Source organism: Dyadobacter sp. HNCC25DJ184, assembly GCF_056895215.1.
In genome coordinates this window covers 408,221-427,640 of the sequence record NZ_JBXHAQ010000004.1, presented here as the reverse complement: position 1 = coordinate 427,640, position 19,420 = coordinate 408,221, and the positions used below count along the sequence as shown (strand labels likewise).

17 protein-coding genes are annotated in these 19,420 nt (G+C 42.9%); 12 read left to right on the top strand and 5 right to left on the bottom strand.

Annotated features, from left to right (window positions below):
• Positions 1-6: 6 nt before the first annotated feature.
• From AC1XUD_RS08730 to AC1XUD_RS08715, 4 genes are all read left to right on the top strand, one after another.
• Positions 7-591, top strand: a complete 585-nt coding sequence (locus AC1XUD_RS08730) for an ExbD/TolR family protein (protein WP_483360590.1) — start codon at positions 7-9, stop codon at positions 589-591.
• A gap of 32 nt (positions 592-623) precedes the next feature.
• Positions 624-1,448: an energy transducer TonB gene (locus AC1XUD_RS08725; RefSeq protein WP_483360589.1), complete on the top strand. Its 825-nt coding sequence runs from the start codon at positions 624-626 to the stop codon at positions 1,446-1,448.
• Positions 1,449-1,662: 214 nt separating this feature from the next.
• Positions 1,663-2,619, top strand: coding sequence for a PstS family phosphate ABC transporter substrate-binding protein (locus tag AC1XUD_RS08720; protein WP_483360588.1), 957 nt, complete (start codon positions 1,663-1,665; stop codon positions 2,617-2,619).
• A gap of 93 nt (positions 2,620-2,712) precedes the next feature.
• Positions 2,713-4,392, top strand: a complete 1,680-nt coding sequence (locus AC1XUD_RS08715) for a tetratricopeptide repeat protein (RefSeq protein WP_483360587.1) — start codon at positions 2,713-2,715, stop codon at positions 4,390-4,392.
• A gap of 88 nt (positions 4,393-4,480) precedes the next feature.
• Here the strand turns inward: AC1XUD_RS08715 and AC1XUD_RS08710 are convergent, their stop codons facing one another.
• Entirely contained in the window at positions 4,481-4,678 is a 198-nt protein-coding gene (locus AC1XUD_RS08710; protein WP_483360586.1) for a hypothetical protein, read from the bottom strand.
• Between the two features lie 208 nt (positions 4,679-4,886).
• Here AC1XUD_RS08710 and AC1XUD_RS08705 point away from each other — a divergent pair, with 208 nt between their 5' ends.
• Positions 4,887-6,176 (top strand): BatD family protein, encoded by a 1,290-nt coding sequence (locus AC1XUD_RS08705; RefSeq protein ID WP_483360585.1) that lies wholly within the window; start codon positions 4,887-4,889, stop codon positions 6,174-6,176.
• Between the two features lie 4 nt (positions 6,177-6,180).
• On the top strand, positions 6,181-7,269 hold the full coding sequence (aroC, locus tag AC1XUD_RS08700) for a chorismate synthase (protein ID WP_483360584.1): 1,089 nt from the start codon (positions 6,181-6,183) through the stop codon (positions 7,267-7,269).
• A 322-nt stretch (positions 7,270-7,591) separates the two neighbouring features.
• Here the strand turns inward: aroC and AC1XUD_RS08695 are convergent, their stop codons facing one another.
• Both AC1XUD_RS08695 and AC1XUD_RS08690 read right to left on the bottom strand, forming a co-directional pair.
• Positions 7,592-8,935, bottom strand: a complete 1,344-nt coding sequence (locus tag AC1XUD_RS08695) for a Gfo/Idh/MocA family protein (protein WP_483360583.1) — start codon at positions 8,933-8,935, stop codon at positions 7,592-7,594.
• Positions 8,936-8,962: 27 nt separating this feature from the next.
• A complete protein-coding gene (locus AC1XUD_RS08690) occupies positions 8,963-9,949 on the bottom strand; it encodes a formylglycine-generating enzyme family protein (protein ID WP_483360582.1) in 987 nt (328 codons plus the stop codon).
• A 142-nt stretch (positions 9,950-10,091) separates the two neighbouring features.
• Between AC1XUD_RS08690 and AC1XUD_RS08685 the strand changes: the two genes are divergently transcribed.
• Together AC1XUD_RS08685 and AC1XUD_RS08680 are read left to right on the top strand one after the other, a co-directional pair.
• Positions 10,092-11,969, top strand: coding sequence for an ABC-F family ATP-binding cassette domain-containing protein (locus AC1XUD_RS08685; protein ID WP_483360581.1), 1,878 nt, complete (start codon positions 10,092-10,094; stop codon positions 11,967-11,969).
• Positions 11,970-12,014: 45 nt separating this feature from the next.
• Positions 12,015-12,680 (top strand): DedA family protein, encoded by a 666-nt coding sequence (locus AC1XUD_RS08680; protein ID WP_483360580.1) that lies wholly within the window; start codon positions 12,015-12,017, stop codon positions 12,678-12,680.
• Between the two features lie 173 nt (positions 12,681-12,853).
• Here AC1XUD_RS08680 and AC1XUD_RS08675 read toward each other — a convergent pair whose 3' ends face one another.
• On the bottom strand, positions 12,854-13,378 hold the full coding sequence (locus AC1XUD_RS08675) for a gamma carbonic anhydrase family protein (protein ID WP_483360579.1): 525 nt from the start codon (positions 13,376-13,378) through the stop codon (positions 12,854-12,856).
• A gap of 156 nt (positions 13,379-13,534) precedes the next feature.
• On the opposite strand from AC1XUD_RS08675, the gene AC1XUD_RS08670 reads away from it, so the two are divergent.
• Positions 13,535-14,083, top strand: coding sequence for a YqgE/AlgH family protein (locus AC1XUD_RS08670; protein WP_483360578.1), 549 nt, complete (start codon positions 13,535-13,537; stop codon positions 14,081-14,083).
• A gap of 137 nt (positions 14,084-14,220) precedes the next feature.
• Here the strand turns inward: AC1XUD_RS08670 and AC1XUD_RS08665 are convergent, their stop codons facing one another.
• Positions 14,221-14,439 carry a hypothetical protein gene (locus tag AC1XUD_RS08665; protein WP_483360577.1) on the bottom strand — a complete coding sequence of 73 codons (219 nt, stop codon included), beginning with the start codon at positions 14,437-14,439 and terminating at the stop codon, positions 14,221-14,223.
• A 167-nt stretch (positions 14,440-14,606) separates the two neighbouring features.
• Here AC1XUD_RS08665 and AC1XUD_RS08660 point away from each other — a divergent pair, with 167 nt between their 5' ends.
• From AC1XUD_RS08660 to gcvP, 3 genes are all read left to right on the top strand, one after another.
• Positions 14,607-15,863: a metallophosphoesterase gene (locus AC1XUD_RS08660; protein WP_483360576.1), complete on the top strand. Its 1,257-nt coding sequence runs from the start codon at positions 14,607-14,609 to the stop codon at positions 15,861-15,863.
• A gap of 227 nt (positions 15,864-16,090) precedes the next feature.
• The gene (locus AC1XUD_RS08655) at positions 16,091-16,294 is read left to right on the top strand and encodes a hypothetical protein (protein WP_483360575.1); all 204 of its coding nucleotides are present in this window, start codon (positions 16,091-16,093) and stop codon (positions 16,292-16,294) included.
• Between the two features lie 131 nt (positions 16,295-16,425).
• Positions 16,426-19,311 carry an aminomethyl-transferring glycine dehydrogenase gene (gene gcvP / locus AC1XUD_RS08650; protein ID WP_483360574.1) on the top strand — a complete coding sequence of 962 codons (2,886 nt, stop codon included), beginning with the start codon at positions 16,426-16,428 and terminating at the stop codon, positions 19,309-19,311.
• Positions 19,312-19,420 lie beyond the last annotated feature (109 nt).

Sequence of the window (19,420 nt, the reverse complement as noted above, 5' to 3'; positions counted from 1 at the left end):
GAAGACATGGCAGCAATTGAAGAATCGGGTGGTGGTGGTCATGGTAAAGGTGATGGTAAGGTAAGAGGCAAAAAGATGTCCACCCGCGTGGACATGACACCAATGGTGGATTTGGGTTTCTTACTTATTACATTTTTCATGTTGGCAACGACTATGTCGAAACCGACATCCATGACTCTAGCAGTTCCTGATAAAACAGAGGACACGGATACGGAGAAATCGGAACCGATAAAGGCATCCAAAGTTTTGACCCTCTTTATGGGTGACAATGACGATGTGTATTATCTGGACGGTATCGCAGCGGATGATGATAAAGCAAAAACAGATCTTAAGACCACCCGTTACGGATTCGATTTGAGATCAGTAATTTTTGCGTCTCAAAAGAGGATCAACGCGGCAAATCCGAAAGACGACAAGGGTAACGAAGCATTCGTTGTAGTAATTAAGCCAACGGCAGTTTCCACTTATAAGAATATGGTGGACGTACTTGACGAAATGGCAATTACAAAAACAAAGCGTTATGCTCTTGTTGATGCCTTGACACCTTCTGAGAAGGAACTTCTCGGGGACAAGGTAATTCCAAAGAAATAATTTAAAAATATCAAACAATTAACAACAACGCCATGGCAGATTTAGGCCCGAATGCAACACTTGATGATATAGTGTTTGCCGATCGTAACAAGGCGTATGGTGCTTTTTCACTCCGTCAGGGTTACCGCGCGGATGTAACAAAAGCTACTTTAATTGGTGCAGCTCTTTTCATCATTGCAATGTTTACCCCGTCAATTATTAATTCATTGTCGTTGGGTAAAGAAGAAGAGGCTCCAATGGTTGAGGTAGATTTGATGAAAATACCACCACCGCCAATTGACCCTGCAGAACCACCTCCGCCACCTCCGCCGCCAGTAGAGCAGCCAAAGGTGAACACGGTGAAGTTCTTGCCGCCAGAAGTTAAAAAGGATGAGGAAGTTCCTGTTGAAACTCCTCCGCCAACTGTTGAAGAGATTAAAGAAGCAGTTGTTGCAAATAAAACAGTAGAGGGTGATCCTAACGCAAACGAGTTGATCGTTGCCCCTGAAGCTGTAGCTGCGCCGAGCAAAGGAACAGTGGTTGAAGCCGCACCAGAACCTGAAAAGGTATTTACTGTGGTTGAACAACAGCCAGAGTTCCCGGGAGGTACTTCTGAAATGTATAAATACTTAAGTAAGAGTATTAAATATCCAAGTGCTGCGTCTCGTGCGAACGTTTCAGGCCGTGTATTTATGTCTTTCGTAGTAAATACAGATGGTAGTATTCAGGATGTTCAGGTGTTGAAAGGTTTAGGTTTTGGTTGTGATGAGGAAGCCATGCGTGTTGTGAAAGCAATGCCTAAATGGAAACCAGGTAAGCAGTCGGGACGTGCAGTACGTGTGAAATACAACCTGCCAATTAACTTCCAGCTTGAGTAACGGATGAAGGAAAAACCATTGCATGAGAAGATCACTGATCTTAGCTCTGTGTTAATGGCTCTAACATACGCAGGAGGAGGGATCTTTTTGATCTTCTCCTCCTTGTCATTTAAGTTATTGCCTGTCGGAAGTATGCCTAGAAATGCTATGGCTGGCATACTTATTTTATACGGTTGTTACAGAGGATATCGGGTTTGGAGAAAAAGCCAGGAGAATGAAAATTAGCATTAAGGGAGGCTTGACTGCCGGAATTTTGAGTGCTGGTATGGTTTTGTACAATTGTTCAAAGCAGGAAACTTTGGACAATCCTATCAGAGGAGAGATAACGATTGCTTCCGATGAATCTTTCCAACCGTTGGTGAGTTCGCTGACCAATGCTTATGAAGGGATTTATCCAAACACCAAGTTCAATATTGATTACAAACCTGAACAGGAAGCTATTTTGCAATTTCTTCAGGATAGTGCCCGGATTGTGTTCTCCACTAGAGAATTAAGTGCTAACGAAAAGGAAATGATCCGGAAGCAGAACGGAAGCGAGAAGTCACAGCATATTGCTACTGATGGTTTGGCATTACTTATTGCAAAGGATAATACCGATAGTTTGATGTCGCTTAAAGATGTGAAGGACATTTTGCAAGGAAGAGTAAAAAATTGGTCTGAACTGGAGGGTGGCAATCAAACAGGTTTGATTACCCTTGTGTTCGATAATGTTAATGCCAGTAATTTGAATTTTGTTATCAATAAATTCGGTTTGAAAGGCATTGATCATTTAAGAGTTATTGCAGCGGGGTCAAATGAAAAGGTGATTGAAAAAGTTCGTGAAAATCCACTCTATCTGGGTTTCATTGGTGTGAATTGGATTAGTGACGGGCATACGCTCCGTTCGGAGGAACTATCAAAAGGGATTCACGTAGTTGGAATTTCCCCAAAAGATGGTAAATCAGAGCTCTCGGATTATATCCAGCCATTCCAGGAGGGCTTGGAGTTCAAGCGATATCCATTACATCGCGAGTTGTATATCTTAAGTAGAGAGGGCTATTCAGGATTGGGAGGTGGGTTAATGACCTATATTGCCAGAGACGTGGGTGGTCTTATTATTCAAAAAATGGGGCTTTTGCCAACAGTACCTTATCCAAGGGAATTGGAGATTAGGACCAGCAACAATTTTTAATATTGAACTAACAATTTTAGTATATTTGGCGTTTGTTGTGAAACACCGAATTTTGTATCAATAGGGTTAATCGGGTAAATAAAGAACAAGATCATGAGAATTAAATTGTTAACATTATTTTTTAGTGTCTTGGCACTGATTAAGGTAAGCGCGCAAACAACACAGGATGGGTTGGCCTTAATACATGCCGAAAAATTTAATCAAGCGGGTGACTTATTTAAAAAGCTTGCAGAGAGTACCCCTTCTGCTGATAATCAATATTACCTCGGTTATTATTATATAAAAACGGGTAAACTGGATGAGGCGCAGGCGGCATTTGACAAAGGTTTGCAACTTGATGATAAATCATATTTGAACAAAGTTGGACAAGGCACCATAGCGTTGGCAAAAGGCGAGAAGGCAAAAGCTAAGGAGCTTTTTGATGAAGCAGAGAAGAAAAAGAAAAAGGATGCTGAAGTTTTGTTCAGAATCGGTGAAGCTTACACATTGTTTGAAAAAAACAGTGATCCGGCTGAAGCGATCAGATTATTAGATGAGGCTGTTAAAAGAGATCCTAAGCTTGCTGATGCCTACCTTGCAAAAGGTGATGCGCTTATGCTTCGTAACGAGGGTGGTGCTGCAGTAACAGCTTATGAATACGCGCTTACTGCAAAACCAAACTATGCAGTTGCCAGTAATCGTATCGGACAGATCTTTTTGAGAGGAAAGAATTATAACCTTGCACTTGAGAATTACAAGAAAGCAATCGAAGCTGATCCTGAATTTGCTCCGGCTTATAAAGACTTAGCGGAACTTTATTTCCTGGCTCAGAAGTACAAACAGGCGGCAGACAATTATGATTTGTATTTGGCGAAAAGTGGAACAACAGATCCTGAATTGCAACTTCGTGCAACCAAGTTTATGTTTACTGCTGATGACTACTCAAAGACACTTCAATTGCTTGATGCTTTGAAGGGCAAGACGAAGGATCCAATGATCCAGCGTATGTATGGCTGGTCTTACTTCAAGACAAACGAGGCAGACAAAGCGATTGAGAATTTGAATCAGTTGATCAAAGAAGCACCGGACAAGGTGATTAGCGATGACTATATCTACCTGGGAAAATCATATAACCTTAAAGCAGTTGCGGAAGGCAAGCCTTATGACTCGGTAGGGATTGGATATATATTGAAGGGAGCAGATATTGACACGAGTAAAGCAGACGCTGCTGCTGCATATGGCGAAGTTGCGAAGCTTTACTATGCAGCCAAGGATTATACAAATGCGGCTAAAGCTTATAAAAAGGTTATAACGTTGGATACTGCTAAGGCAGCTACTAACGATTATTATTATCTTGGTCTTTCTTATTTTCAGCAAGGAACAGGTATTCAGCCGTCAGGCGCTCCTGACAGTGTTGCGTTGTTAGCAAAGAAAAGAGCACTTTTCATACAAGCGGATTCAAATTTCGCTATAGTAACTACCAAGACTCCTGATTGGCCAATTGGATACTATTGGCGAGGAAGTGCATTGTATAATGCATATGACCGACAAGAAAACATAGATAAAGGGATATCGGCCCCTTATTACGAAAAATTGGCTGAACTGGCTGAAAAAGAAGATGTAACCAAGTATAAAGGTTTCTTGAAAATAGCATACCCGTACCTGGCGTTCTATTATCAGACCACCAAGAATGATCCTGCTAAGTCGAAGGAATACTGGGAGAAACTGTTAAAGGTTGATCCAGAAAATCCTAATGCTAAGGAAGCACTTGGATTAGCGGCAGCTCCAAAATAGTTTGGAGACAAGCATAAAAGAATTAGCCCCCTGTGGATATCCACAGGGGGCTAATTCTTTGTAACGGTATTTAAAAATCTTCATCCTGTCAGGTAGCAGGGGAGAAGCAACTGTTTAGAACAGGTAAATGTGCACTGCTGTAATGTTCATAGCACCACAGCCTAAGTCTCTTAACCTCAGCCGGCATCAGCATACGAATTGCTTTACGCAACTCTTTTTCAAAAAGTCTGCGGTCAAAACTTACCTTGTGCAGAATAATTTTAATGTATTCAAGCATCGAGGCCATACAATTATGTAGTTTTGTGGTTCAGGGAAGTTAACGTAACGAATAAAAATAAAGCTCCAACTTATCGAAAGAGGCAATACTTCCATAAATGTAACGAAATAATTGGATGAAGTTATATGTTATTCTAGGGATAATTTCTTGTTTATTTTGTACTTTTTCAAAAGGAGCTCAGAATAATGACGCTAGTCTAAATCTTGGTCCCAATGTATTGAAGATCACAGAGCCCTTTGTTGTAACGGTCACAATTAATAACCTCGACTCAAGACCTTCAATCGTCTTTCCTGAAATCGCCGGGTTAGAAAAAAGAAGCAAATCGGCAACCAGCTCGATTAATTCAATTGATGGAAAGAAGATAGTTACCCAAACGATCAGTCAGGAATATTTTGCGCTTAAAGCAGGAACTTATCAGATTCCGGATATCAATATTCAGGCACATACCTATAAATTACATGCTGACGCTACAAAAGTGGTTTTTCAAGAGGCTGATGAAGTGACTTCGATTAAAGATGAGGAAGTATTGCCGGAGATTGAAAACGTCTCGGAAGGTATATTTTTCTCGGTTCAGTCGGATAGACGAAAGGTATATACGCGTGAAGGCTTTGGGTTGCGGATATCGCTGTACGTCGCAGAAGACGCGCCTCTGGAAATGGAGTTTTATAAGTTTAATGAGCAGCTTCAGAATATACTGAAAAAGGTTAAGCCTGCCAATTGCTGGGAGGAAAATGCTGGTTTGGAGGAAATTGTAAAAAATAGAATTAGGATAAAAGGAAGAAACTTCTCGGAGTATAATATGTACCAGGCTCAGTTTTTTCCACTCTCGGCAGGAACCATCAATTTGCCATCTGTATCCTTGGACATGGTATTGATCGATCGGGCAACTGTTGTGAATGTTGAGAAAAAAGTGGTGAGGTCGTTCAGATCGAAACCAATTACTATTCAGGTTGTGGCCCTTCCGCCGCACCCGCAACGCGATCAGGTCGCTGTTGGAATTTACAAGTTGAATGAGAGTTTGTCATCAAATATGGTATACCCTGGTCAAAGTATCAGGTATGAATTTAAAGTGGTCGGCCGGGGAAATATTGCAGCTATACCGGATCCGGAAATTCAGGCAAATTCTGTATTTGACATCTATCCTCCAGAGGTTGACTGGACTGTCAAACGTAGTTCTGCGGGTGTAACTGGTGAAAAATCGTTTGAGTATTTCGTTGTCCCCAGAAAAGATGGAAAGCATCCGTTGAGCAGATATTTTCAATGGATTTATTTCAATTCGGAGACAGCGCGATATGATACTTTATTATCAAGCAAAATTCTCGAGGTGAGAGGCGAAGATTACAAATTAGGAAATATATCTTTGAGCGGCTCAATGGGATTATATGATAACATCGAGACTTTGGATACAACAAGAAACAGTATTAATTATAAAGAATTGATTAAAAATGTTGCGAACGGCGTGCTGATATTTCTGCTGCTGGTGGTAATTTGGATATTCAGAAAATAGAAAAATGGGGAGTACATACGGTAAGATATTTAAGATAGCGACATTCGGCGAGTCGCACGGTGCAGGAATAGGAGTGGTGATAGAAGGATGCCCGGCGGGTGTAAATTTTGATTCTGATTTTATTCAGAGCGAACTGACCAGACGCAAACCGGGTCAGTCCAGAATTACTACGCAACGAAAAGAAGCAGACGAATTTGAAGTGCTTTCCGGAGTTTTTGAAGGCAAGACGACCGGAACGCCTATTGCAATGGTGATCAGAAATGAAGACCAGCGCAGTAAAGATTATTCGCATATCGCAGCCCAATACCGCCCGTCCCATGCCGACTATACCTACCAGGTGAAGTATGGTAATAGGGATTATCGTGGAGGAGGAAGGAGCTCCGCAAGGGAGACTGCCGCTCGGGTTGCCGCAGGGGCATTGGCCAAATTGCTTTTAAACGAACTTGGTATATCTATACAGGCATATGTGTCGCAGGTGGGCAACATGAAGCTGGATAAGCAGTATTTCGAGCTTGATCTTTCTGTTACGGAAACCAACGCTGTGAGATGCCCGGACGCTGAGATGGCGTCGAAAATGTTTGATTATATCGATGAAGTTAGAAAAAGCGGTGATTCGATTGGAGGTGTTGTGAACTGTGTTGTGAAAGGAACTCCCGTTGGATGGGGTGAGCCGGTTTTCGACAAACTTCATGCAGAGCTTGGAAAGGCGATGTTAAGCATCAATGCGGTCAAAGGATTTGAGTATGGCTCGGGCTTTGACGGGGTAGCCATGCTTGGCTCCGAGCATAATGATGCTTTTTTTATAGACGGAGAAGGAAAGGTTCATACCCGGTCTAATCATTCAGGAGGAATCCAGGGCGGGATATCAAATGGTGAGGATATCTATTTCAAAGTCGCATTTAAACCAGTGGCGACAATAATGCAAGATCAGGAAAGTGTTGATCAGCATGGAGACAAAGCGGTTGTTCAGGGAAAGGGGAGACACGATCCTTGCGTTGTTCCCCGCGCAGTTCCGATTGTGGAAGCGATGGCAGCCCTTGTTTTAGCCGATTTCTATTTGCGCAATCGCACCAGTCGATTGGATAATCTGTGAAGTTAGAGGCCTATTTAATTTTCTTTCGACGTTGATTGAGGCAAAGAACCAGCCATATCGTTCCGATAAACTCTACGGTGAGGCCTGTTAAGATGATAGGATGACTGAGCTTGGCTGTTTTATCAATAAAGAAAACTCCGGTTAGAACGATAACCATACCAGCCAATAAAATAAGAGCCGCATTGCGGAGGTTTAATTTCACTTGAGTGTGCTCATTTGTTGAAAATAAGACAACTAGTACTAAATATTCGAGGTCAAGAGGAAGACTTTATGATGGACCGATATGCATTAAAAAGGGCTCCCGAGAGAGCCCTTTTTAGTATTAAATAACCTGAGTTTTTCCAGGAACAGCAACCGGGTAAAGTCCGTCTGCTCCAGGCACTACTTTCGGTGTTGCATCCCAAGCAAGTTTGTCAGGGAACAGATTGATGTCCGAATTCAGAGCCTCATCCCACTTAATCATCTTACCTGAATAAGTAGCCATACGGCCCATGATTGCAGTCATTGTACTTTTTGCGCCGTTTTCTGCATCAGCGAATTTATATTCACCTTTTGCCACAGCCGCAAATAATTCATCGTGCTCAACCTGATAAGCGTTTTTGTCATTCTTATCATCATGGCCGTAAATTACACCGCCTTTATAGTCTTTCAAGATAGTTTTTCTTCCGTCAAAACTGTCGATTCTTCCTTTTGTTCCTACAAAAGCTTCATCAACACGGTTCCATGTTCCTTCAAACTGACGACACTGGCTTGATATAGTAGTTCCATCAGCATAAACCAGATCCAGTGTATGGTGATCAAATATTTCACCATATGCTTTTCCAGTTCTTACCTGACGTCCGCCAGTTCCCTGTATCGAAACAGGGTAACTGCCTTTCACCCAGTTTGCTACGTCGATATTGTGAACGTGTTGCTCATTGATATGGTCACCGCATAGCCAGTTGAAATAATACCAGTTACGCATTTGGTATTCCATTTCAGTTTGGCTCGGCTGACGTTCTTTCACCCACGGGCTGCTTCCAACCCAGTAAACTTGTCCGCCAACGATATCACCCAACGCGCCATCGTGAATTCTTTTGATCGCTTCACGGTAGTTTGCCTGATAGTGACGCTGCAACCCAACTACCACGTTCAATTTCTTTTTCTTAGCTTCTTCTGCCACAGCAAGCACCTTTCTGATACCCGGAGCATCTGTTGCAACGGGTTTCTCCATGAATATATGCTTGCCTTGCTTCACAGCTTCTTCAAAGTGCCAAGGCCGGAATCCGGGAGGTGTCGCCAAGATCACCACATCCACGTCTTTAAGAGCTAATGCCTGTTTGTATGCTTCGAAACCAACAAACTTGCGCTCTTCCGGTACGTCAACTTTGGTTTTAATATCGACTGGCGCGCCTGCTGCGTTTTTGTATTTTTTGGTAGTCAGGTTTCTATATGATTCTTCCAGGCGATCCTTGAAAGCATCAGCCATGGCAACAATCTGAACATTCTGAGAAGTACTTAGTGCTTGAGCAGCAGCACCACTTCCTCTTCCGCCGCAACCGATAAGTGCCACCCGAATCGTTTGGTCCACGGCGCTGTTAAAGCCATAGCCTGAAGCTGGTTTGAGAATGGCACCTCCGGCGAGCAGGCCGGTGGCTTTAAGAAAATCTCGTCTATTTGATTCCATTATTTAAAAGGTTAAGGTTTGAATTTATTAATAATCTTCAATTAGTTTAGGATTGTAGTAAGCGTCAATTTCTTCTTTCGAAGGCACTTTAAGTGGCCTTACCACACGGAAACCGACAAATGAAGCGCTTGTCATCCACCATTCGCTTTTTGGCAACTGCGGATCTAAGATTTTCCAGTCTGGTTTTGACGGAATTCTGTTGGCGCTTCTCAAATCAGCAGGCTCATCATCCCACGAGCCTCCTCGAGCTGTTGTTGGATATAGTTCTTTTACAGGCGCAAATTTTTCGCCGGCAGGTTGTTTTGCGTAATAATCAGGGATGTATTGGTCAAGTGTCCATTCCATGACATTTCCATGCATATCGTATAAGCCCCATGCATTCGGCTTTTTAGTACCGATCTTTTTGTAAGAAGCATCGCTGTTTTTACGGTACCAGGCATACTCACGCAATTTGGCAGGGTCGTCACCGAATGAATATGCAGTTTTAGAACCGGCGCGGGCAGCATATTCCCATTCCGCTTCCGTAGGCAGGCGGTAGAAAATACCTGTTTTTTCATATAGCCATTTGCAGAAATAGATCGCTGCGTATTGTGTCATATTGATCGCAGGATATCCTGAACGACCCATACCAAACGACATATCCACATACGGTGGGCTTGGTCGGGTACTTGCGTCGGTTTTCAAAACACTTTTTTCAGGATCCGGATGCCGGGCGGCCATTTCCTTTTCCATGTTTTTGAATGCATATAGATCATAAATGTCCCAGCTTAATTCGTATTTGCCCATCCAGAATGGATCAATTTTTACTTTGTGCTGAGGGCCTTCGTCTGCCTTGTGGCCTTTTTCAGTGGCGGGACTTCCCATTGTGAACTCTCCACCCGGTATTGCTACCATGTCATACGACTGCGGGCTTCCGCCAATAACCTGAGTGTAACTTTTAAAACTAGCGTCTTGGGCGAATGAGTTTAAGGAGAATAGAATTGAAGGAATTAGGAATGTTAATTTTTTGTACATGATAAATGATGTGTTCTTTGGAACCATTACAACTAAATATAAAGAGCAATATTATGGTATTTACCCAACGAATGCGAATTTTTTCTTTCTTCTTTAATAACTGTTCTACCTTTGTATCAATAGCATATTTGATTTTTAGAGCATGAATTATCTTTCAGCAGAAAATATATCGAAGTCTTTCGCGGACCAGTGGTTGTTTAGGAATATTAGTTTTGGAATCAGCAGGGGTGAGAAAGTTGCTCTTATTGGTACCAACGGAACTGGAAAGACCACGTTTCTCAATATATTGACAGGCAAAATTCCGGCAGATGAAGGGGTAGTGAGTGTTCGCAAGGATATCAGAGTCGGATATTTGGATCAAAGTCCTTCTTTCGATGAGGCGATGCCGGTAATGGAGGTGATTTTTTCGTCTGAAAATCCGGTGGCTCAGGTTGTGAAAAGGTATGAACATGCCATCGAAGTAGACGACCACGAGCTTCTTGTGGACGTGATGGGGGAAATGGATTCGCTTAACGCCTGGGATTTTGAGTATAGAACGAAAGAGATTTTGGGGAGATTGGGTATTCATGATACTGACAAGCCATATGGAACGTTATCGGGAGGGCAGCGTAAGCGTGTTGCTTTGGCAAAAGTCCTTCTGGAAGAACCAGAGCTCCTTATCCTCGATGAACCTACCAACCATTTGGACTTGGATACGGTTGAATGGCTCGAGAATTATTTGAACACTCAAAGTACTACGCTACTGGTCGTAACGCACGACAGGTACTTTTTAGATACGGTTTGTAATCAGGTTTTGGAACTGGATTTTGGCTCTGCATATACCTACAAGGGTAATTACTCTTATTTTTTAGAGAAAAAGGCAGAACGTGAGGAGATAGAGGCGGCAGGAATCGATAAGGCCCGCAATATGATGCGGAAGGAACTCGAATGGATCCGTCGCCAACCAAAAGCACGTGGAACCAAAGCAAAATACAGGGTTGATGCATTTGAAGAGTTAAAGGAAAAGGCGAGTCAGAAGAAATTTGATTCGCAAATGGAGCTCAATGTGAGGGCGACACGTCTTGGCAGCAAAATTATAGAATTGCAAAGTGTTGGAAAGCGATTTGGCGACCGTGAGTTGATCCATAACTTCGATTATACTTTCAGGAAAGGTGATCGTATCGGAATTGTGGGCAAGAACGGGATGGGGAAATCCACTTTGCTCAATATGATAACCGGTGAGCTTCGTCCTGACAATGGCCAGGTTGTAAAAGGAGATACCGTCCAGTTTGGGTATTACCGTCAGTCTGATATGGTTTTCAATGATAATCAGCGCGTTATTGATGTAGTGAAGGATGTTGCGGAAGTGGTTCGCTTAGGAACTGGCGAAACAGTAACTGTAACGCATTTGTTGCAAGCATTTCTGTTCAGTCCCGCCAAACAATATGATTTTGTTTCCAAATTGAGTGGGGGAGAAAAGCGGAGGTTACAGCTGTTGCTGATATTGATGAAGGAGCCTAACTTCCTGATTCTGGATGAGCCTACGAACGACTTGGATATCAATAGTTTGAATGTCCTGGAAGAATTCCTTGCAAACTTCCCGGGCTGTTTGATGATCGTATCGCACGACAGATATTTCCTGGACAGGTTGGTAGAGCATATTTTTGTTTTTGAGGGAGAAGGCCAAATCAGCGATTTCCCGGGTAATTATACAGAACTGAGAAGTTATCAGGATGAGAAGGGCAAGGAAGAAAAGCAAAGTTCACCAACCAAACAAATTGAGGTAAAGCAAGAGGTCGTGATTGCGCCTGTGACGCCAGCGGCTCCGAAGAAGAAATTGAGCTATAAAGAGCAACGTGAACTGGAAACCATAGAAAAGGAATTGGCTGATATGGAAACTCAGAAAAATGTGCTGGTTGAAAAATTAAATGCAGGAGGCTCGCACGACGAATTGGCATTGTGGGCCAATCAAATAGACGAAATAAACAGAAAGGCGGAAGAGAAAGAGCTCAGATGGCTTGAGCTATCTGAAAATGACTAATTTTGAGGTCCGCTTATTTGCGGACTTCATTAATGTATCTCGAATATGCACTCTATCGTAGAATTCTTTCAATATATTCTAAACTCTGAAGAAATCATCAGGACTGGCGGACTTCTGCTGATCACCCTGATCATTTTTGCTGAAAACGGATTGTTCTTTGCTTTTTTTCTGCCTGGCGATTACCTCGTCTTCCTCGCGGGGGTTTTTTGCGGAACAGGCATATTGAAAGTACCTATTCTTATTTTGCTGATTTGCATGTTTACAGCCGCTGTGCTGGGATCTTTGTTGGGATACATTTTTGGAAAATATTTTGGCGGCATTTTTGAAAACAGACAGGATTCGTTTTTTTTCAAAAAGAAGCACATAGAAACCACTCGCAGTTATTTTGAGAAGTATGGAAGCAGGACGCTGATTATCAGCAGGTTTTTACCGATTGTCCGCACCTTTGCTCCCATACTTGCCGGGTTGGTCAAAATGCAGTTTCCTTCCTTTCTGATAAATAATGTTGCTGGTGCTGCAATTTGGATCGGCACACTCACAGGCGGTGGATATCTTTTCGGTGAACGCTTCCCGTGGATCGTCGACTATGTTCAGTATATCATTCTTTTCTTTTTAGCCATCACCACGTTTACGGTTATCAAAGGCTATTTAAGCGCCCGAAAAGAGATGGATCAAGAGTCAAACGTTGCGGAAGAGATTAAAAAAGATTAAGGATTGGCAGGGTATCCTGTAGTGGTGTTCTGGAAATGCAGGTGAGTCTGCCATCAAATGACTGGGCGTCCCCGACTGGGCGTCCCCGACCAGGCGTCCCCGACCATTTCATGACAAAACCTGATGTAATAAACCAAAGCCCGGATTTTCCCCAAATCTGCCCCCTCCCACTTTCACTTCTGCTCTTCCTCCTTAAACCAGCCCGCGTACATGATGTAGTTGTTTGCAGTTCTCAGCATAGCTGCACGATACTCTTCCGTTACGTTTTTTAGAAATACGGCAGGGCTACCTGCATATATGGTTCTTGGAGGAACAACCGTTCCCTGAGTCACGATAGCGCCTGCTGCTATAATGGATCCTTCGCCTACCACTGCTCCATCCATCACAATTGCACCCATTCCTACCAAAACATTGTCGGCGATGGTGCAACCGTGAACAATGGCGCGGTGAGCTATTGAACAATGGTTGCCGATAATCGTACCGAATCGTTGATAGGTACAGTGGATCACGGCCCCGTCCTGAATGTTAGAGTTATCGCCAATTCGGATGCTGTTCACGTCGCCCCTAATTACGGCATTGAACCAAACCGTGCATTTTTCACCCATAACAACATCACCCACTATTGTAGAGTTTTCAGCGTGCCAGCAGTCAGCTCCAAAACTCGGAGTTATTCCCCTCACGGATAAAATAAGTGCCATATCAATAATAGATTGAAAAATTCGTTTACCAATTACTTTTTGTTTTGCCAAAGTAGCCAAAAATGATTGTCTTTAGGCAACGGCATTCTAATTGTTTCTGAAATTTAATATATTTAGCTATTCATAGTAATTAACGATTATACAGTATTATTCGTTGTGAATATAACCAGAGGAAGTCTCTTAATTGCCAGGCCATACTTGGGTGATCCCAATTTTGAGAGAGGCGTTGTGCTGCTTTGTGAACACAATTCTTCTGGTAGTTTTGGGTTTGTTTTAAATCAAACAACAGAACTATTTCTCGGTGACGTGCTTGAGGAGACAATATATCAGGATGTTCCTTTGCATTTAGGCGGCCCAGTCGAAAAAAATACGCTTCATTTTATTCACAGAAGACCGGATCTTATTGAAGATGGCAGTGAAATAATGAACGGTGTATTTTGGGGAGGAGATTTCGATAAAGTGAAAACCTTATTGAATATCAATACGATACACCCTGATGATGTCCGGTTTTTTATCGGATATTCAGGATGGGGCGGGGGACAGTTAGATGAAGAACTTGAGCAGGATTCCTGGATAACATCCAGTACAAATTCTGAATTTTTATTCAATACACCTCCCAGCAATTTCTGGCGCGATATCCTTCGTGGAATGGGCGGAGAGTATCGGTCAATTGCGCATTATCCCATTGACCCGCGTTCCAACTAGGAAGGTTCTGGTTGCTACTCAGGCACGAAGTTTGTGGTTTTCAGGCTTCATAAGTTTGAATTGAGAACAACTCTTTCGTATTGTTTTTGTGTAGTAGTGGCAATACTATTTTTCACCTGAGGTTGCGGCAATGACAACTAATTTGGATTATTAAAGCCATGTATCGACTCATAGTCTGATTTGATACGACCCACTTCTTTGGTTAGAAAAACTTGCAACTGTTTATTGAATTGTTCCTGATCTTCCGGTGCTAATGAAGCATACAAGTCTTTCAACTCTTGATTAATTTCTGCCCTTTCTTCTGCCGATGCTGCGTTCATCGACCTGATATGGTATCTTTTGAAATCAAATTCCATTTTAATTCTGTCTTTTCTGAAAACACAAAGGTCGTGTTAATCGTAAAAATTTCTGCATCTATCCTGTAAAAATCTGAGTTCGTCGGGTAAAATCGTCAATTTTATACAATGAGCGAACGCGATTAGGGAGGTCAACGTTTGTTCCCTTATACACTGATTTTTAAAGTATGAATCGCACTGTTTTTTTTGTCCTCCTGATTTTTATTCTTTTTGCAATCGACTGGTATGTGTGGCAGGGGTTGCGTTTAGCTACAAGAAGCCTCTCAGTTAGTACACAACGTTGGATTGGATATAGCTACTGGACCTTCACCGCTTTGACTTTGATTGCATATTTTGTTTTGCAGATCGTTCCTCCCGATTTTTTCTCGCGAAATACCCGGACTATGGTAATCACATTCATTGCCATTCCATATTTCTCGAAGGTATTCGTTTCTCTTTTTCTCCTGGTTGACGATGTTCGTCGTTTCTTCCAATGGATCGTCAGTTTTTTTGTCCCCAGTGCAGGAACTGTATCTCCTCAAACGGGCGAAGTAACGATACCACGTTCAGAATTTCTGGCTAAAACTGCGATGGTGGCCGGAGCTGGATTAGTAGGCACATTTGCATATGGAATCATATCCGGAGCGCACGATTATCGCGTTCGACGGGTAAAAGTGGTGCTGAAAAATTTACCAAAGGCATTTGACGGGATTAAAATAGCCCAGTTATCGGATATTCACTCAGGGAGCTTTTTCAATCGCACGGCTGTAAAGGGTGGTGTTGAAATGCTGCTAAAAGAAAAACCGGATATCGCCTTTTTTACAGGCGATTTGGTAAATGACCAGGCACCGGAAGTGAAAGACTATATCGACATATTCAACAAAGTGAAGGCGCCATTGGGGGTCTACTCAACGCTTGGAAATCACGATTATGGAGACTATAAGCAATGGTCCAGTCCGCAGGCAAAACATAATAATCTGGAAGATCTGAAAAAAGCACACGGACTTTTGGGTTGGAATCTGATGCTGGATGAAAATCGAGCGATCACTGTTGATGGAGAACAAATCGGCCTGATCGGTATTCAAAACTGGGGTAGTGGTACTTTCGCCAAATATGGCAATATGGAAAAAGCAATGCACGGAGCAGATGAATATCCTGTCAAACTGTTGTTATCCCACGATCCAAGTCACTGGCGCGAGCAGGTTTTGCCTCAGTATAATGACATTGATATCGCATTTGCAGGTCATACGCACGGTATGCAGTTTGGTGTAGAAATTCCTGGATTAAAATGGAGTCCTGTTCAATACAGATATAAGGAATGGGCTGGTCTCTATCAGGAAAAGAATCAATATTTGTATGTGAATCGTGGTTTTGGATATCTTGGCTATCCGGGTCGAGTAGGTATCTTGCCTGAAATTACGATTATGGAACTGGTGAGGGGATAAGGGAGGAAAGGGATAAAAGGGAGGATGGAGGGTTTGGCTGGTCAACGGTTAAGTGGCTAAGGGTTAACGGAAGCAGTCCCAAGTACTTTGACTGATGCATACCAGAATGGCCTGTTTATACGTTTATCGATACGTAGGATATGGGTATTTCTCTACTATATATCATCATAAATGCTTGATAGTCAGAACTAAAAGCTAACGGCTAATAGCTGACAGCAAAAAAAAACATGAAAAAAATAACCTCTCTACTGCTACTATTTTTCTTTTTGATCACGGCTCTGCCGGTTTCTGTTAAGGCTGAAACCCTGAAGGCGGAGATGGGGATATTGGCGGGTAGGAAGAAAAAATATAAAGGTTATAAGAAACCAAAATCTAAAAAGTTCCTTGGTATTTTTAAAAGGAAAACCGACTGCGGTTGCCCTAATCACTGAGAACTTAACTTCTCGAATTTTTGTACATATTCAAGAGTAGACACAGGCACTTATCTGGTAAGGATTCGCTTGCTTTTGTTTACTTTTGCATTTTATAACCATATCAGATCTGCCAAGTCAGGCCAAGTTTAATGAAAATCAATCTTCAAAGCCAAGATAAGTTCGAAAATCGCCATCACGGTAAGGACGAACATGAATTGGAGGAAATGCTTCGTGTAGTTGGCGTTTCTTCTCTTGATGAGTTAATTGAACAAACTTTACCTTCAGCTATCCGTCTTCCAAAGCCGCTGAATCTTCCCCGCCCGAAATCGGAACAGGAATTCCTTGCGGGAATTAAGAAGCTGGCAAGAAAGAATATCGTATTCAAATCATATATAGGAGCTGGATATTATGACACCATCACGCCAGCCGTGATATTGCGTAATATCCTTGAAAATCCGGCGTGGTATACCGCTTATACGCCATATCAGGCTGAAATTGCGCAAGGAAGACTTGAAATGCTTTTGAATTTTCAGACTGTTGTCACAGACCTGACAGGAATGGAAATCGCAAATGCTTCTTTGCTTGACGAGGCTACTGCGGCCGCTGAGGCTATGGCAATGATCCATGCCGTAAAATCTTCTGCCAAAAAGAAAGCCGACAAGTTTTTTGTTTCGGAACTTTGTCTTCCTCAAACCATTGACCTCATATATACCCGGGCGAAGCCAATCGGTATTGAAGTGGTAGTTGGAGACCATACTAAACTCGATATCACCGACGAAAATCTGTGTGGTGTTTTGGTTCAATATCCTGCATCCAATGGCGAGGTGATTGATTATACAGACTTTATTTCGGCTTGTCATGAGTCGCACTTGCTGGTAGCGGTAGCTGCGGATCTGCTTTCTCTAACGCTTCTGAAATCACCGGGTGAAATGGGGGCTGACGTGGTAGTCGGTTCTTCTCAGCGCTTTGGTGTGCCAATGGGATATGGTGGTCCTCACGCCGCTTTTTTTGCAACAAAGGATGCGTATAAAAGGAGCTTGCCTGGACGTATCATCGGTGTTTCCGTAGATGGCGAAGGTAACAGAGCACTTCGTATGGCGCTTCAAACTCGTGAGCAACATATCAGAAGAGAGAAGGCAACTTCAAATATTTGTACTGCGCAGGTATTGCTGGCCGTTATAGCTGCTGCATATTCGGTATATCATGGTCCGGAAGGCGTCAAAAGCATTGCGCAACGTGTTCATGGTTTGACTCAATTGTTCGTTGAAACCGTTAAGAAGTTTCACTTCGAGGTACTTACAGAAAACTATTTTGATACGGTAACCATATCCACTCCGCTTGCCAAAAAACTGCGCGAACAGGCTGAGAAATGGGGTATCAATTTGAGATATAATAAGAATGATACCGTTAGCATCTCTTTTGACGAGGCTAAGTCTTTCAAAGATGTAATTGATTTGCTGAACGTATTTGCCGAGGTTTCAGGATTCTCTGGCGAAATGGTTGTAGAAGAGGAAGTGGAATCTAATATCCCTGCCAATCTTGCCCGCCAGTCGGCTTACATGACGCACCCTGTTTTCAATACACACCATACCGAGCATGAAATGTTGCGGTATTTGAAAATGCTTGAAAACAAGGATCTTTCATTGGTTCACTCGATGATATCATTGGGAAGTTGCACGATGAAATTGAATGCAACCGCCGAAATGATTCCATTAACATGGCCTGAATTCGGGAATATCCACCCGTTTGCTCCAACCAATCAGGTTGGCGGATATGCGCAATTAATTACAGAATTGAATACCTGGCTTTGTGAGGTGACTGGTTTTGCCGCAATGTCGTTCCAGCCAAATTCAGGAGCGCAAGGTGAATATGCTGGTTTAATGGCCATTAAGGCATATCATGAAAGTCGTGGTGATTCACACCGTAACGTTGCTCTTATTCCTTCTTCTGCCCACGGAACAAATCCGGCTTCGGCAGTAATGGCGGGTATGAAAGTAGTTGTTACCAAATGTGATGAAAGAGGTAATATCGATGTAGCAGACCTGCGCGCCAAAGCGGAGCAGTATAGCAACGAACTCTCGTGTTTGATGGTGACATACCCATCGACTCACGGGGTATATGAGGAAAGCATCATTGAAATTTGTTCGATGATCCATTCATTTGGTGGACAGGTTTATATGGATGGTGCGAACATGAATGCACAGGTTGGTTTAACAAGCCCTGCAACGATCGGAGCAGACGTTTGCCACCTGAACCTGCACAAGACATTCTGCATCCCTCACGGTGGCGGTGGTCCTGGTGTTGGGCCAATCGGGGTTGCTGAGCATTTGGTACCGTTCTTGCCGGGTCACGTTAATTTCAGTACACTTCCTGAATATCTTCAAAATGGAGAAGCTGGTGCTGTTTCGGCTGCACCTTACGGAAGCGCAAGTATTTTGACAATATCCTATGCATATATCGCAATGATGGGTGGCGAAGGCCTTACCAATGCTACTAAATACGCGATCTTGAATGCAAACTATATTAAGGAGCGTTTAAACGGTCATTTTGAGGTACTTTACACAGGTACAAACGGACGCTGTGCCCACGAAATGATCTTGGATTGCAGACCGTTTAAGGCGGCTGGAATAGAAGCGGAAGATTTGGCAAAACGTTTGATGGACTATGGTTTCCATGCGCCAACATTATCATTCCCGGTTGCCGGAACTTTGATGATCGAACCGACAGAATCTGAGTCAAAAGCCGAACTGGATCGTTTCTGCGATACTATGATCGCGATACGTAACGAGGTGAAAGAGGTTCAGGATGGTGTGGTGGACAAAGACGATAATGTGCTAAAAAATGCACCGCATACAATGCGTGTAGCGATGAGCGATACCTGGACCCGTTCTTATTCTAGAGAAAAAGCGGTATTCCCATTGCCTCATTTGAGATTCAATAAATTCTGGCCAAGCGTAAGCCGCGTAGACAGCGCCTTCGGCGACAGAAACCTGGTTTGCTCATGCATTCCAATCGAAGAATACGCAGAAGCCTGAGAAAGATTAATTGGCTAAATGAAATCGGCGATCCTGAATATATGGGTCGCCGATTTCTTTAGTTATTAGGTGTTAGCGATTAGCTTTTGGTAGCTACAAAGCGGAATGA

What these genes read in the sequence shown, in the direction of transcription:
- AC1XUD_RS08730 (WP_483360590.1), top strand. Translation starts at nt 7, where the DNA reads ATGGCAGCAATTGAAGAATCGGGTGGTGGTGGTCATGGTAAAGGTGAT.
- AC1XUD_RS08725 (WP_483360589.1), top strand. Translation starts at nt 624, where the DNA reads ATGGCAGATTTAGGCCCGAATGCAACACTTGATGATATAGTGTTTGCC.
- AC1XUD_RS08720 (WP_483360588.1), top strand. Translation starts at nt 1,663, where the DNA reads ATGAAAATTAGCATTAAGGGAGGCTTGACTGCCGGAATTTTGAGTGCT.
- AC1XUD_RS08715 (WP_483360587.1), top strand. Translation starts at nt 2,713, where the DNA reads ATGAGAATTAAATTGTTAACATTATTTTTTAGTGTCTTGGCACTGATT.
- AC1XUD_RS08710 (WP_483360586.1), bottom strand. Translation starts at nt 4,678, where the DNA reads ATGGCCTCGATGCTTGAATACATTAAAATTATTCTGCACAAGGTAAGT.
- aroC (WP_483360584.1), top strand. Translation starts at nt 6,181, where the DNA reads ATGGGGAGTACATACGGTAAGATATTTAAGATAGCGACATTCGGCGAG.
- AC1XUD_RS08695 (WP_483360583.1), bottom strand. Translation starts at nt 8,935, where the DNA reads ATGGAATCAAATAGACGAGATTTTCTTAAAGCCACCGGCCTGCTCGCC.
- AC1XUD_RS08690 (WP_483360582.1), bottom strand. Translation starts at nt 9,949, where the DNA reads ATGTACAAAAAATTAACATTCCTAATTCCTTCAATTCTATTCTCCTTA.
- AC1XUD_RS08685 (WP_483360581.1), top strand. Translation starts at nt 10,092, where the DNA reads ATGAATTATCTTTCAGCAGAAAATATATCGAAGTCTTTCGCGGACCAG.
- AC1XUD_RS08680 (WP_483360580.1), top strand. Translation starts at nt 12,015, where the DNA reads ATGCACTCTATCGTAGAATTCTTTCAATATATTCTAAACTCTGAAGAA.
- AC1XUD_RS08675 (WP_483360579.1), bottom strand. Translation starts at nt 13,378, where the DNA reads ATGGCACTTATTTTATCCGTGAGGGGAATAACTCCGAGTTTTGGAGCT.
- AC1XUD_RS08665 (WP_483360577.1), bottom strand. Translation starts at nt 14,439, where the DNA reads ATGGAATTTGATTTCAAAAGATACCATATCAGGTCGATGAACGCAGCA.
- AC1XUD_RS08660 (WP_483360576.1), top strand. Translation starts at nt 14,607, where the DNA reads ATGAATCGCACTGTTTTTTTTGTCCTCCTGATTTTTATTCTTTTTGCA.
- AC1XUD_RS08655 (WP_483360575.1), top strand. Translation starts at nt 16,091, where the DNA reads ATGAAAAAAATAACCTCTCTACTGCTACTATTTTTCTTTTTGATCACG.
- gcvP (WP_483360574.1), top strand. Translation starts at nt 16,426, where the DNA reads ATGAAAATCAATCTTCAAAGCCAAGATAAGTTCGAAAATCGCCATCAC.